The organism is Metabacillus dongyingensis (assembly GCF_019933155.2).
Lineage (GTDB): Bacteria > Bacillota > Bacilli > Bacillales > Bacillaceae > Bacillus_P > Bacillus_P dongyingensis.
Map to the genome: position 1 here is coordinate 669,336 of NZ_CP082944.1, position 15,570 is coordinate 684,905.

Below are 15,570 nucleotides of genomic sequence, written 5' to 3' on the forward strand. Positions count from 1 at the left end.
TAGCAGATTTGGGGATGCACAGCCTGAAAGCCTGTTTGATAAACAGGCTTATTCTTTTTGCCGGGATATTTTTTAAAGCCAATCAATGCGCTGCAAAGGCAGGTATGAGATGTTCTGCTGCGCGCAAAATAGACAAAGAAAGGGGGAGACAAAGACCCTTGAGTTCTGTAAAGCGTTACATGAAATTCGTTAAACCATATAAATTTCAAATAGCAGGAACGATCCTAATTGGAATTATAAAATTCTCTATTCCTTTATTAACACCGCTGCTGCTTAAGTATGTAGTAGATGATATATTAGGCGGAAAAATGTCAGCTGATGAAAAAACGGCAAAGCTGCTGACAATAATGGGAATCATGTTCGCCATTTTCCTTATAGTCAGGCCGCCAATTGAATATTATCGTCAATATTTTGCACAATGGACAGGCAGCAAAATCCTTTATGATATAAGGGACAGCCTGTTTACACATCTGCAAAAACTCAGTCTCCGCTACTATGCAAACACAAGAGCGGGAGAAATTATCTCGAGAATCATCAACGATGTTGAACAAACGAAAAACTTTGTCATCACCGGTCTAATGAACGTATGGCTTGATATTTTTACAATCGTGATCGCAGTGATCATCATGTTTACAATGGATATCAAACTTACACTGGTATCAATCATTCTGTTTCCTCTTTACGGCTTTTCCGTCAAGTACTTTTACGGAAAGCTGAGACATCTGACTAGAGTAAGATCTCAAGCTCTGGCGCAGGTGCAGGGACATCTTCATGAGCGAGTTCAGGGTATGCCTGTCATCCGCAGCTTTGCCATTGAAGAACATGAGCAGGCTGAATTTGATAAAGAAAACCATAACTTTTTAACGAAAGCGCTCGATCATACAAGCTGGAATGCTAAGACGTTTGCAGTTGTGAATACAATTACGGATGTTGCCCCCCTGCTTGTTATATCATATGCTGCCTATCAAGTTATTCATGGGAACATGACAGTTGGGACAATGGTAGCATTTATTGCTTATATTGATCAGCTTTATAATCCGCTCAGACGCCTTGTTACTTCGTCAACTACTCTCACTCAGGCCCTGGCATCCATGGACCGTGTGTTTGAACTAATTGATGAAGAGTACGATATCACAGACAAACCGAATGCAATAGAAGCAAAAGCGGTTAATGGAACAATTGAATTTGAAGATGTCTCGTTCAAATATGAAGAGAAAGAACCGATGATCCTTGATCATGTCTCTTTAAAAGTGAACAGAGGGGAAACAGTTGCCTTAGTAGGCATGAGCGGAGGCGGGAAATCCACGTTCATCAGCTTGATTCCGCGTTTTTACGATGTTTCAGAAGGGCGCATTCTTCTTGATGGGATTGATATCAGAGACTACCGGGCTCAAAGCCTGAGAGATCAAATTGGTATGGTTATGCAGGATACGTTTTTATTCAGTCAGTCTGTTAAAGAAAATATTCTGATCGGCAAGCCTGGAGCATCGGATGAAGAAGTGTTTGAAGCCGCAAGAGCTGCAAACGCCCATGAATTCATTTTAGGCTTTCCTCAAGGCTATGATACAAAAGTCGGTGAACGCGGGGTTAAGCTTTCTGGCGGACAAAAACAAAGACTTGCCATTGCAAGAGTTTTCTTAAAGAATCCTCCTATACTTGTTCTTGATGAAGCAACGTCAGCTCTTGATTTGGAAAGCGAGCACCTCATACAGGAAGCACTGGAGAAGCTTGCTCAGGACCGAACTACGTTTATCGTAGCTCATCGTCTTTCAACCATTACACATGCAGATAAAATTGTTGTCGTAGAAAACGGGAAAATTGCAGAACAGGGGAATCATTCTGAGCTAATGGAGAAGCAAGGCCATTATTATTCTCTATTCCAGATTCAGCAATTGGATTAGTTCATGTTTTTCTATCATAATAAAATCACATTTTTAGGAAAAAAGAATTCCATATTAAGTAAAACAAGCAATCCTTTCGGGATTGCTATTTTTTTTGCTTCAAAAATGCTTCAAAAGTGCTTCAAAGGACATGAATTTAATTAACATAATCACTTTATCAAGGTAATGCAATAAAACTATTTAGGTACAAAGGACTATTTTAATATTTAGAATATTTAGTCTATAATTTGTACATATCCAATTTTTTTGTATTTTGAATAGTATCTTACAGAAATATCAAGAGAGAGCAAAGAGGATGATCCGGCATCATATGTTTTTATGGTGTTGGAAAAAGAGTGTCCTCACTGGGGGTGAACGGTCTGACACGGGAAAAAATTTTAGAAATCAGGGATTTAAGCATTACATTTATGCAAAGCAAAGAAGAAACGCGTGTTGTGGATTCCATTCGCTTTGACGTACATAAGGGAGAAATTTTAGGTATTGTAGGAGAATCGGGATGCGGAAAAAGTGTGACATCGCTTTCGATTATGGGGCTATTGCCAAAGAAAACATCAAAGCTTACAGGAGAAGTGCTGTTTCAAGGGAAGGATCTTCTGAAGCTGAACGAAAAATCACTCCGGAAAATGCGCGGAAATGAAATCGCGATGGTCTTTCAAGAGCCAATGACTTCGCTCAATCCATTATTTAAAATAGGCAACCAGCTTGAAGAGTCACTTCGTGTTCATCAGAACTTAACTAAAAAACAGGCAAAGGACCGGGTCATTCAAATTCTAAAGCTGGTAGGACTGCCGAGACCTGAGGAGTTATACGGAGAATATCCCCATCAGCTCTCCGGAGGTATGAGGCAGCGTGTCATGATTGCGATGGCGATGATCTGCGATCCGAAGGTGCTTATAGCCGACGAGCCGACAACTGCACTTGATGTAACAATTCAGGCGCAAATACTGAAATTAATGAAAGACCTAAATGAAAAGCTTGCAACGTCCATTGTCTTTATCACACATGATCTTGGTGTGGTAGCAGAAATGTGTGACCGCGTCATGGTCATGTATGCAGGTCAAGTTGTGGAAGAGGGAAGCGTCAAAACCATTTTCAAAAATCCTAAGCATCCTTACACAAAAGGGCTTATGAAATCAGTGCCTGATATCCGGCATAAAAATGACAGGCTATATTCCATTTCCGGGCAGGTGCCGCGTCCTGGCACCGTTCAACAGGGATGCCTGTTTGCAGGGCGCTGTGAATATGCAATGGCTGAGTGCATAAATGATGCACCTCCGCTGTACAAGTTAGAGGATTCCCATCAATCAAGATGCTTTTTGGCACGAGAGGAGGCTATTCATCATGACGAAGCCTTTGCTTAAAGTTGACAAGCTGTCAAAGCATTTTCCGATAAATGGCGGAGTGTTTGGCAGAAAAGTAGGTGCAGTCAAGGCGGTAAATGATTTGTCTTTTGAAGTATATGAAGGAGAAACACTTGGAATCGTCGGTGAATCGGGCTGCGGGAAGTCAACTATGGGCCGGCTTTTGCTGAAACTGATCGATGCTACAGAAGGCACTGTTTCATTTCAGGATGAACAGCTGCTCTCTAAGTCTCAAAAAGAGATGAGAAAGATGAGACGGGAGCTGCAGATGGTTTTTCAGGATCCTTATGCATCGCTCAATCCTAGAATGACTGTAGAGCGAATTCTTGAAGAGCCGCTTATCGTACATAAAATTGGAAACAAGGAGCAGCGCAGGCAAAAAGTAAAAACGATGCTGAAAATTGTCGGTCTAGATGAAGCTTACGGAAAAAGATACCCGCATCAGTTCAGCGGAGGACAGCGGCAAAGAATCGGGATTGCAAGAGCCTTGATGACGAATCCGAAGCTGATCATTGCAGATGAGCCAGTTTCTGCTCTTGATGTTTCCATTCAATCTCAAATTCTGAATCTATTAAAAGACCTGCAAAAGGAATTTTCATTAACTTATATTTTCATTTCCCACGACCTGGGAGTGGTTCGCCACATCAGTGACCGGCTTGGAGTCATGTATTTGGGAAGTTTAGTAGAGCTTGCAGACAGCGAGCAGGTGTACGCTGAACCGCTGCATCCGTATACAAAAGCGCTGCTTTCTGCCGTGCCTCTCCCGGATCCTGAGGCAGTTAAAGAACAGATTGTTTTAAAAGGGGATCTTCCGAGTCCGGCCGATCCGCCTAAAGGGTGTGCTTTTCATACGAGATGCCCTGCCTGCTTTGAACCATGCAAGGTGAAAAAGCCCGCATGGACTGAAGTAAAAGAAGGTCATTATGTCGCGTGTCATTTATATCAATAATGGCACAGATGTGATTGATAGATTGATTAATAGTTTGATTAATAGGAAATAGGGGGATGTATGCGTGAAAAAGAAAAGCCTGTTGGTCTCAATTATGTTTGTGCTGCTGTTATCAGCGGCATTGATGGGATGCAGCTCAAATGACACCTCATCAGATGGTAAATCAGAAGGCGGAAGCAGCGAAAAGAAACAGGATAGTCTTGTTTTTGGACGCGGCGGGGATTCTACATCACTTGATCCAATTACAACAACAGAGGGAGAAGCATTTAAAGTAACTGTCAACGTATTTGAAACACTGTTGAATTACGGTGAGCAGGATACAACTGTTCAGGAAGGTCTTGCAACAAAATGGGAAGTTTCTGAAGATAACCTGACGTATACTCTTACTTTAAGAGAAGGTGTTAAATTCCATGACGGAACGGACTTCAACGCTGAAGCTGTTGTGTTCAATTTCGAGCGCTGGATGAATGGGGATGCCGATAAATTCCCTTACTACACAATGTTTGGCGGATTTAAAAAGGATGAAGGCCATGTTATTAAAGAAGTGAAAGCAGAAGGTGAGAATAAAGTTATTTTCACACTAAAGCGTCCGCAAGCTCCTTTCTTAAAGAACCTTGCGATGTCTCCATTTGGAATTGCAAGTCCTGCTGCAATTGAAAAGCACGGAGATAAATTCAGAGAAAATCCTGTTGGAACAGGGCCATTTAAATTTGTAGAGTGGAAGCCGAACGACAGAATCGTTCTTGAGAAAAATGAAGACTACTGGATGAAAGGATACCCGAAATTAAATCAGGTAATCTTTAAATCCATTCCAGAAAACTCAGCCCGCTTAAATGCATTGCAGACGGGAGAAATTGATTTAATGGATGGAGTGAATCCATCTGATACTGCATCTATTACAAGCAATAAAGATTTACAGACGTTTGAGCGTCCGTCCATGAATATAGGGTATGTCGGATTAACGACAAACCGCAAGCCTCTTGATAACAAACTTGTGCGTCAGGCATTGAACCATGCAGTAGATAAACAGGCGATTATTGATTCTTTCTATGGCGGCCTTGCTGAACCTGCGAAAAATCCAATGCCGCCTTCATTAGAAGGCTATAATGATGAGATCGAGCCATACCCGTATGATTTGGAAAAAGCAAAAGCGCTTCTTGCTGAAGCTGGACATCCTGATGGCTTTAAAATGGAGCTTTGGGCAATGCCTGTACCGCGTCCGTATATGCCAGAGGGTATGAAAGTGGCAGAAGTTCTTAAGTCAAGCTTTGCAAAAATCGGTGTTGAAGCCGAAATCAAAACATATGACTGGGCAACTTATTTAGACAAAGCAAGCAAAGGGGAAGCGGATTCCTTTATGCTCGGCTGGACTGGAGATAATGGAGATGCTGACAACTTCCTTTATACTCTTTTAGACAAAGACAGCATCGGCAGCAATAACTATACGTACTACAGCAATGATGAACTTCATGACATTCTGATTGAAGCACAGTCTAATGCTGACCAGGAAAAACGCAACGAGCTCTATAAAAAAGCGCAGGAAATCATTAAAGAAGATGCACCTTGGATCCCGATTGCTCACTCAACGCCAATTTTGGCCGGAAGCAGCAGCTTAACTGGATTCATGCCGCACCCAACTGGATCTGACATTTTAACAAAGGTTGAATTTAAGTAATCTTGAAGGAGGAGGACTTGTCCTCCTCCTTTTTTCAGAAATAAATGCGAGGTGAGACGATGGTTTCATACACAGTAAGAAGAATTGGATTGCTCATACCGGTTTTAATTGGGATGACACTAGTCGTTTTTTCTATAATCAGAGCCATTCCGGGCAACCCGGCACAGGTCATTCTCGGGCAGCGCGCTACACAGGAAGCAATCGAAAAATTAACGCAGCAGCTTGGTCTTGATCAGCCTTGGTACATCCAATATTTTGATTATGTTGGAGGACTGCTGACCGGTGATCTTGGTCAGTCCATTCGAACTGGAGCACAAATCAGCCAGGAGATGACTCCATATTTGGCTGCAACAATGGAATTGACGATTTTTGCTATGATAATTGCTATCGTGGTAGGAATCAATGCAGGAATCATCAGTGCCTGGTTCCGGAATTCCTGGTTTGATTATACAGCAATGGTTATCGCATTAGTCGGCGTGTCGATGCCGATATTCTGGCTTGGACTAATGGAGCAGTATGTCTTCTCCATTCAGCTTGGCTGGCTTCCTACTACAGGGCGGGAGGAAATTCGGAATCCGATAGATTCTATCACAAATCTTTACTTGCTCGACACCCTTCTGCATGGAAGATTTGATCAATTTATAGAAGTTCTCAAGCATATTCTTCTGCCGGGAATTGCGCTCGCTACGATTCCAATGGCGATCATTGCAAGGATTACCCGTTCAACCATGATTGAAGCAATGGAGTCGGATTTTATCCGGACAGCACGCGCTAAGGGCCTTCATATGTTCTGGGTTGTATACAAGCATGCTTTAAAAAATGCCATCATTCCGATTTTAACAATTATTGGACTGCAAACTGGATTATTGCTTGGTGGAGCCATTTTAACAGAGACCATTTTCGGCTGGCCGGGGATGGGAAGGTATATTTTTGATGCCATCAGCTATCGTGATTATCCGGTTATCCAATCCGGAATCTTAATTATCGCAACGATTTTTGTATTTATTAACCTGATTGTTGATCTTTTATATGCTGCAATTGACCCAAGGATTAAATATTAGGAAAGGGGGAGACTGCTATGTCACTACCATCGCTGCAGGAGCAGCAGACTGCCATTATAAAACAGGAGAAGGTTGTCACTCCTTTTCAGCAGAAGCTGCGCGTCTTTTTACAAAATAAATTAGCAATCGCAGGAAGCTTTCTCGTCCTTTTCTTTGTTATTATTGCAATCACGGCACCGCTGATTGCCCCTCAAGGCATTGATGAGCAGGAGCTCTCAAAGAGATTGCTTCCTCCTTCATCTGAGCATTGGTTTGGAACGGACGATTTTGGCCGGGATATTTTTTCAAGAGTCCTGTTTGGGGCAAGAATTTCCCTGTGGGTTGGCTTTTTCTCAGTCCTTGGATCAGCAATAGTGGGAACGCTTCTTGGTATTATGGCAGGCTACTACGGCCGTATCATTGATACCATCATTTCAAGGATTTTTGATATCATGCTTGCCTTTCCGAGCATCCTGCTTGCCATTGCGATTGTTGCTATTTTAGGACCTTCCCTGCAGAATGCACTGATCGCCATTGCTGTCATTAACATTCCGAACTTTGGCAGGCTGATCAGAGCGAAAGTGCTGAGTGTAAAAGAAGAAGAATACATACACGCAGCAAAAGCGGTCGGAACAAGCGATACCCGAATTCTGCTTGTTCATGTTCTGCCGAATAGCCTTTCGCCGATTATTGTACAAGCTTCTCTTGCGATTGCAACGGCCATTATTGAAGCAGCTGCTCTTGGATTCCTTGGACTTGGCGCACAGGCTCCAAATCCTGAATGGGGGAAAATGCTTGCCGATTCCAAGCAATATTTAGTTCAGGCTCCTTGGACACTGTTTTTCCCCGGTCTTGCCATTATGCTTACAGTTCTTGGGTTTAACTTAATGGGTGACGGACTTCGGGATGCGCTTGATCCAAAAGGGAAGCATTAATAAAAAAAATACATGAAGAGTCCAGATCCTATGGGATTTGGACTTTTTTATTTGTGGGAAATACTAACGGGGAAAGAAAGATTTTTTTATTAGAAGGTATATAATCTTCCGCAGTTGTGTCTAGCTCCAATTAAAAATTTAAAACCCAAAAGGTACAGCTTAAAAAAAGAGGACTAACCATTAACGGGTTAGTCCTCTTCTTATTTGCAATCAATTCAGATCAGCTGGTTTCTTCGATTTCATTAATTTGAAGTTCATTTTCATCTTTATGATAATTATGGAAGCTGTTTATAAGAGTATCTAAATGCTCAAGCTGCTCGCTATAGTCAATGATGACAGCGATAAGAGGGAGCAGATGATAGAAGCATTCCTGATCAATGCAGTTTCCTTTAAATTTCATAAAAGTATCGACAAGTTCCTGCTTGTTAAACTGGCCTTCCTTAATAAGGTCAGTTGTGGACTGCGGTTTAATTTTGCCAATAAATTTCAGGAGGCTTCTTTCATGAAAATCGATCAAATAGTCCAGCTCATTGACAAGAATTTCTTTAAAATCTTCTGGAAGGTGATGCAATTCATTTTCCAGCCTGTGAAGCTTTTTCAGGGTATCCAAGGAACGATTCGATGTAACAAGCATTTGCCTGAACAGGACGAGCTTGCGCGATTTTGCATAGATATTTCTTTTGAAATAAGCCCGTTCTTCCTTATACAGCAGATAAAGCTGATCAAGCTTAATCATTTTATCTTTTATTTTCTCAATGTCTGTTTTCAGTTCGCTGTAATCGGAAACCTGCCTCATGTTAATGCGGATCCATTTAATTATTTCCTCTGTATTGTCGACAATCCTGTAATATAGCTTTGTCTCGTATTTAGGCGGGATAAAAATTAAGTTGACTATGAAGGCCGATAAAACTCCGAGCAGGACCGTTCCAAACCGGATGAGGGAAAATTCAATGAAATCTTCCCCGGGACTTTCTAAGATCGCAATAACTGTAACGATGGATACAGGAATCGTATTTTCAATTTTTATTTTTAAATTAATCGCTATGACAATAATCACAGTTAAACCAATAACAAACGGATGGGGACCAAAGATCAGCCCGAACAGTATGGCAAAGGCTGCTCCGATGATATTTGCCTGTACTTGCTCTATGACAGATAGATAAGAGCGATATATGGTTGGCTGGATTGCAAAAATGGCTGCAATACCTGCAAACGCGGGAGACGGTATATTTAATAACGTGGCCAAGTATAGAGCCAGCGTAATGGCTATCCCCGTTTTTATAATGCGGGCACCAAGTTTCATAAGGTGTGTATGGACATTCCCTTCTTTACTAATTGTTGTTGGGCTGTTTCGCACAAATGAAAAAGAACAATGTTTGCTGAAAAGCCTTCTTGTCAAATAATTAATGACTATACAACGTTTAAACAAATTATTCAAGTTACATTTTTCCGTTTTGGCAAAAAAAAATAACACCTGACAGGCAGGTGTTATTTGAAAGTAGTATTATTCAGTTGATACAGATGGATCTGCCTGCTCTTTAACAGGCACCAGCTGAATAAAGTTATTTTTTAAATCCTGTAAAAGCAGTTTTAGTTCTTCAGCTTCATCATGTTGACCATGACGCCCGAGAGCCTCGATATATGTTGTTAGCAATTCTGATACATCACTCTCGCCTTTTGAATTTAGAGGTGAAATGTCAATTTTAGCGCCTTTTGCAATTCGGCGTTCTAAAGCCTGCTTTGTTAATCCAAGCTCAGGCTGATGTCTGACATACACAACCCCGCCAGTCATCCCTGCACAAATCCATGGGCCTGGATCTCCCATGACAAGTCCTCTGCCGTTTGTCATGTATTCGAACGCAAATCCTTTAATATTGGCGTTTACTCCAATATTACCCTTCTCATTTGCAGGAATTGGCTTATCAATCTTACCGCCAATAATCATGTCTGCTCCTGAGAGGCGAATTCCAGCGCGTGCATCCGCATTGCCTTGTACAAGCAGCAGGCCGCTTTGCGCGCCATAGCCAAATCCTTTACCAACAGAACCGTTGTAGTACTTACCGTCAGTTCCTTTAGATTTGAATACTTGGATGCTGCCTCCAAATGACGTTTTCCCTGTGCCATCCTGCGCTCCGCCTTCAACTCGGATATTAATGCCGCTTGAATTGTAGGCGCCAAGACCGTTTCCTGGAATAGAGCCTTCTTTATAATAAAGCTCAACGTCATCCAGTTTTTTGTACGAGCCATCGAGACGGCCGCGCACTCTGTGACAGGAAACCCGGCTGCCGAGGATGCGCTGTTCAGATGTAACGCTTGAGAATTCTCTTGAATCATGAAGTTCATTGTCATCGTAATCTAAATACTCAGCTCCGGCTGCAACAGCGAGACGTTTGCTTTCTAAGCTTGCTGCAACTTCTTTATGAGAAAGATTTTGAATATCCAATGTTTCAAGCAAGAGTGACAGATCCATTTCTTCTTTGCCGCGCGTTTGCTCAAGCAAGTCAGATCTTCCGACAAGCTCCTGAAGATTTGTAAATCCAAGTGATGCTGTCAGTGCCTGAAGCTCTGAACCGAATGCGCTGAACAAATTAACAAGGCCCTGTACAGCGGGATCGTATTTTCTTGGAACAAAGCGTCTTAAGCCATGCTCTTTTGCCTGAGCTTCTGATTCAATTTGAGTGGCAATCCCCACGTGGCATGTATCTAAATGACAGCCGCGGCATGTTGTACAGCCGATTGCAATCATCGATAATGTTCCAAACCCGACGCGGTTTGCTCCAAGCAGAACGACTTTCATAACGTCGAGTGCACTTTTAATTCCGCCGTCTGCCCAAAGCTCTACTTTTTCACGCAATCCAGCTTCGAGCAATGCGTTATGTGCCGCTTTAACACCGATTTCAACAGGCAGCCCAACATGCTGAAGTGCATGGATGCGGGCTGCACCAGTACCTCCGTCAAATCCGCTCAGCGTGATGATGTCAGCTCCGGCTTTTGCAATTCCTACAGCTATCGTTCCGATGTTAGGAACAACAGGAACTTTAACGGAAACCTTTGCCTGGTCATTAGCTGTTTTCAGTTCAGAAATCATTTGCGCCAAATCCTCAATCGAGTAGATATCGTGGTTATTTGACGGCGAGATGAGATCTGATCCAATCGTGGCATTCCTGGATTCTGCAATTTTCGCTGTTACTTTTGAACCCGGCAAGTGACCGCCTTCACCAGGCTTCGCTCCCTGGCCGATTTTAATTTCCAGGAGGTTAGAAGAGTTCAGAAGCTCTGCATTTACACCAAATCTTCCTGATGCGATTTGCTGTCCGCGTGTGCGCGGATATTTACCGAGCATATCTTTAATTTCTCCGCCTTCACCGTTCAGACTAACCATATTTAATTGTTCAGCAGCTTCTGCATAAGCACGGAATGCTACTTCATTTTGTGAACCGAAGGACATGGAGGCGATCACGAATGGAAGACTGTGCTCTCCGACTCCGATATTTACTTTTTCTTTTGGCACAGCAGTTTTAGTTGTTTTTAAGTCAGTTAAATGTCGAATGGTAATCGGATTGCTTTCTTCCTGCTCTGTCAGTTTTTCGCGATAACCGTCATAGCTGCCCGATTTTGCAACATCGCCAATCGCTTTCCAGATTCTCGGGAAAATATGGAATGTCTTGCTTGGACGGGCTTTTTCATTTTCAAAGTCCTGGCTTCGTTCAAGTGCATCGGCTTTGAGGCTTTCAAAATTATATTTAAGAGAACGAGAGCCTAAGAAGTTTACAATGTTAAGCTCTTTTTCGATTTCTTCATTTAATCCGATAGCCGAGAAGAGACGTCCATATCCTCTAAGCTCATGAATGCCGATTGTAGAAATGACCTTCTCAAGTCCTTTGTTTAATGATTCATACAAGTTAACAGCAGGTTTTGCAGATTCTTCCTCAGCAACAGTAGCAAAAAGGATATATGGATTGATTAAATTTGCTCCAAGACCGTATGCAATCATAATGTCATGCAGGGATCTGATGGCTCCTGTGCGAAGAACGATCGAGCAGTTTCTGCGCAGGCTTGCTTGAACCAATGCCTGATCAATAACGGCAGTAATCAAGTGCGGATCAATCCACAGCTTTCCGTTTTGATGGGCTTCCTGATCGTCAAGCACAAGTAATACAGCGCCTTCGTTTACAGCTTGAATAGCTTCAAGCTTCAGACGGTCAAGAGCGTCTTTCAGGCTCTCACTTTCAGAGTAAACAGCAGATAGGACATACAGCTGTTTTTCCTTAGAGAATGTCTCGATAACTTCTTCATATGGAAGCTGTTCAATATGCTCAGTTGCCATGATTCCAAGCTTGCCTTCAAGCAATAATGGTGAAGGAAGCTCAATCATAGCTGTTCTTTCCTGCTGCTCAGTCAGTGAAGGGCGTTTCCCGATCACAGAGCGGATGGAGAAATGCTCTGACTCGCGATCACGGTCAATCGCCGGATTGGTAACAACAGCAACACTTTCTTTAATAAAGTCAGCAATGTTTTTCCGGTCTGGATGGATGGCTGCAAGAGGACCATCATGTCCGAGCGAGCGAATCGGCTCTGCTCCTTTTTCAGCCATTTGCTCAAGCAGCTGAATGTGCTCGCGATCCCAGCCGAATGCAGCGTAATGTCCATTGTGAACTTTGAAAATAGGGGACGCTGAACATTTGCCTTTGCTGACTGGATGCGCTAATCTTCTGCGGTACCCGTCAATATCCGTTCTGCCTGAAAATCTTTTATAGACTTCCTCCTGAAGAGAAGGATATTCAAACAGTTCAATATCGTCCTTGTTCCATTTAAGTCCAAGCTTCTCGCCAGGTCCAAGCGGTTTAGGCTCGCCTGCATAAAGAGAAGTCGGAATGATTCCCGGTTCAGATGCAAATATATAGGAAGATTTTGATTCTACCTTCCACAATGGTCTGAGTCCCAAAGCATCTACGCTGAAAACTGCTTCATCTGCGAATCTCGAGATAATGCCTGCAGGACCTTGTGCGAAATGTCCCCAAGCTTCACGAATATATGTGTATAAGTCCTGAAGGTGGTCTGGATATGCTTTAATTTCATTAATAATAGGAGGAAAAAGAACATCCAGTGCTTCAAACAGGCTATAGCCGTCTCTTGCCACCAATGTTTCAATCGTTCTGTTCAAGTCTTGAGAATCACTTCCGCCGTCTGTTAGCGGAACATTCATCATTCTTGCTTCGTCACGAAGCTTTGCAATTGTATTGATTTCACCGTTATGACCTAACAGGCTAAATGGCTGCACACGAAAAAAAGTAGATAATGTATTAGTAGAATACCTGTTATGTCCAAGAGTCATCGTTGATGCTGCAAGCGGATCTGCAAGATCATGATAAAACTTCGGAAGTACATCTCCCGCACCCATAACCTTATAAACAGCAGCATGCTGACTGAGCGATGCGACATGAACATTGAGATTTTTCTCAATCTGAATCGTCAGCTCAAAAAGATCCTTATTAAGAGAATCATGCTTGCCGGCTGGAATCATGGCAAATTGCCAAAAGAGAGGTTCTTCTTGCAGGGCGATGGGTCCTAATGCAGATGATGTTGTGACTTTATCTGTTTCGAAAACAAGTTCGAAATTCTTTTCGGATAGAAGGTTTTTGATTTCTTTTTTCAATTTATCAGGGCTTTCGTTTTTAGACAAAAAGAGGTGTCCGACGATAAAATCGCCACGCTCAGCCAGTTGCTGATCAAGCTTTGCGTCTGCAAGCTTCTGCTTCCACAGGGCTCTTGGAATATCAATATGAATGCCGACACCGTCTCCTTCGCCGTTTATAAACCCGGCGCGGTGATTCATCGTAATCAATGCATCTATACATAAATCAATGTTTTCTTTAGTCGGCACGTTCCGTTTTTCGATGACTGATACAATGCCGCAAGCGTCATGCTCTGCGTTGTAATATTCCTTAAACTTACTTGGGCTCCAATTTTCTTTCATAAAAGCGGCTTGAAAGGGGAATTTGTTCCCGCTTATAGCCTTCACCTCCCGATAAAATATGAATCTATCATTTGAAAATATAGATTTCTTGTGAGATTTAATAACAAAATTTTCAGAAATGTAATACTTATCATATCATTTAGATTGAAAAAATTCAATTATTTATGCATGTTTTTGAGAGGCACATACAAGTTTGAAAAGTTTAAATATTCATGAAAACTTGCGGTTGCTTATTTGTAAACGTTTTCAGCGAGGAATAAAAAAATAAAAAAACAGGGACTAAAATCCCTGTTTGAATAAATTGTATATTTATACATTATGCAATTTATTGAATGAGCGCTCGACTGCAAGCAATGTATCCTTGATATCTTCTTCTGTATGAGCTGTTGTAAGGAACCATGCCTCGTACTTAGAAGGAGCAAGATTAACCCCTTCATGAAGCATCAATTTAAAGAACTTGGCGAACATTTCGCCATCCGTTCTTTCCGCCTGTTCATAATTGACAACCTTCTCTGTCGTAAAGTAGATGGTCAAAGCACCTTTTAACCGGTTCATCGTAATTGGAATTTGATAGGTTTCTGCATGTTTTTGAATGCCTTCTTCAAGTATTTGTCCAAGTCTATCGAGATTTTCATATACCCCTTTTTCCTGAAGCACTTCAAGACAGGCGATCCCTGATAAGATAGAAGCGGGGTTGCCTGCCATTGTTCCGGCTTGATAGGCAGGACCAAGAGGTGCAACTTGTTCCATGATTTCTTTTTTTCCGCCGTATGCACCAATTGGCAGACCGCCGCCAATGATTTTCCCAAGGGCAGTCAAGTCGGGTGTGACACCAAGCATATCCTGTGCACCTCCGTACATAAAGCGGAAAGCTGTGATGACTTCATCATAGATGACAAGTGCTCCGGCATCATGAGTAAGCTCGTTAATTGCTTCTAAAAAACCTGGGTAAGGTTCGACAATCCCGAAGTTTCCTACGATTGGCTCAACCAGAACAGCTGCAACCTCGTCTCCCCATTTCTCAAGTGCTTCTTTAAAAGGTTCAATATCATTAAAAGGAACCGTGATCACTTCATTTGCAATGCTTTTTGGAACCCCTGCAGAGTCGGGTGTGCCGAGAGTCGAAGGTCCGGAGCCCGCCGCAACAAGCACAAGATCTGAGTGGCCATGGTAGCATCCTGCAAATTTAATGATTTTATCCCGGCCTGTATACGCCCTTGCAACCCGGATTGTTGTCATAACGGCCTCTGTTCCGGAGTTGACAAAACGTACCTTGTCCATTGCCGGCATTGCCTCTTTCAGCATTTTAGCGAACTTCACCTCATGGGGAGTCGGAGTTCCGTAAAGCACGCCATCTTCTGCTGCTTTTTGAATGGCCTTCGTAATGTGGGGGTGAGCATGTCCGGTAATAATTGGGCCGTATGCTGCCAGGTAGTCTATGTACTTATTGCCGTCAACATCCCAGAAATAAGCTCCTTTTGCTCTTTCCATCACGACTGGAGATCCGCCGCCTACCGCTTTATAAGAACGGGAAGGACTATTAACCCCGCCTACAATATGCTGCAACGCTTCTTCGTGAAGCTCTTCAGATTTAGTGAATTTCATGTCTTCCTCCTGAAAAAAATTTCTAAAGTCTATTCTAGCATGTTTAAAAAGGATGAAAAACTTTTGCGCATCTTTTAGTATAATAGAAAGAAAAAGATGATTCAGTAAGTAAAGGGTGGACGCGGAC

9 protein-coding genes are annotated in these 15,570 nt (G+C 42.5%); 6 read left to right on the forward strand and 3 right to left on the reverse strand.

What is annotated here, in order from left to right; all coding sequences use genetic code 11:
* The first annotated feature begins 179 nt into the window (after positions 1 to 179).
* The 6 genes from K8L98_RS03455 (at position 180) to K8L98_RS03480 (ending at position 7,861) form a co-directional block, all read left to right on the forward strand.
* Positions 180 to 1,901: an ABC transporter ATP-binding protein gene (locus K8L98_RS03455; protein ID WP_420828855.1), complete on the forward strand. Its 1,722-nt coding sequence runs from the start codon at positions 180 to 182 to the stop codon at positions 1,899 to 1,901.
* Positions 1,902 to 2,308: 407 nt separating this feature from the next.
* Complete coding sequence (locus K8L98_RS03460; RefSeq protein WP_420828856.1) at positions 2,309 to 3,262, forward strand: ABC transporter ATP-binding protein; 954 nt, start codon at positions 2,309 to 2,311, stop codon at positions 3,260 to 3,262.
* Positions 3,243 to 4,211 (forward strand): ABC transporter ATP-binding protein, encoded by a 969-nt coding sequence (locus K8L98_RS03465; protein WP_223439741.1) that lies wholly within the window; start codon positions 3,243 to 3,245, stop codon positions 4,209 to 4,211. The genes K8L98_RS03460 and K8L98_RS03465 overlap by 20 nt, the downstream gene beginning before the upstream one ends.
* A 64-nt stretch (positions 4,212 to 4,275) precedes the next feature.
* Positions 4,276 to 5,886 carry an ABC transporter substrate-binding protein gene (locus tag K8L98_RS03470; RefSeq protein ID WP_223439744.1) on the forward strand — a complete coding sequence of 537 codons (1,611 nt, stop codon included), beginning with the start codon at positions 4,276 to 4,278 and terminating at the stop codon, positions 5,884 to 5,886.
* Positions 5,887 to 5,945: 59 nt separating this feature from the next.
* Complete coding sequence (locus tag K8L98_RS03475) at positions 5,946 to 6,947, forward strand: ABC transporter permease (protein ID WP_223439746.1); 1,002 nt, start codon at positions 5,946 to 5,948, stop codon at positions 6,945 to 6,947.
* Positions 6,948 to 6,964: 17 nt separating this feature from the next.
* Complete coding sequence (locus K8L98_RS03480) at positions 6,965 to 7,861, forward strand: ABC transporter permease (RefSeq protein WP_223439748.1); 897 nt, start codon at positions 6,965 to 6,967, stop codon at positions 7,859 to 7,861.
* Positions 7,862 to 8,081: 220 nt separating this feature from the next.
* Here K8L98_RS03480 and K8L98_RS03485 read toward each other — a convergent pair whose 3' ends face one another.
* The 3 genes from K8L98_RS03485 to K8L98_RS03495 form a co-directional block, all read right to left on the reverse strand.
* Positions 8,082 to 9,164, reverse strand: coding sequence for an aromatic acid exporter family protein (locus tag K8L98_RS03485; protein WP_223443122.1), 1,083 nt, complete (start codon positions 9,162 to 9,164; stop codon positions 8,082 to 8,084).
* Positions 9,165 to 9,365: 201 nt separating this feature from the next.
* Positions 9,366 to 13,838, reverse strand: a complete 4,473-nt coding sequence (locus K8L98_RS03490; RefSeq protein WP_223439751.1) for a glutamate synthase-related protein — start codon at positions 13,836 to 13,838, stop codon at positions 9,366 to 9,368.
* A 309-nt stretch (positions 13,839 to 14,147) separates the two neighbouring features.
* Positions 14,148 to 15,443 (reverse strand): glutamate-1-semialdehyde 2,1-aminomutase, encoded by a 1,296-nt coding sequence (locus K8L98_RS03495; protein WP_223439753.1) that lies wholly within the window; start codon positions 15,441 to 15,443, stop codon positions 14,148 to 14,150.
* Positions 15,444 to 15,570 lie beyond the last annotated feature (127 nt).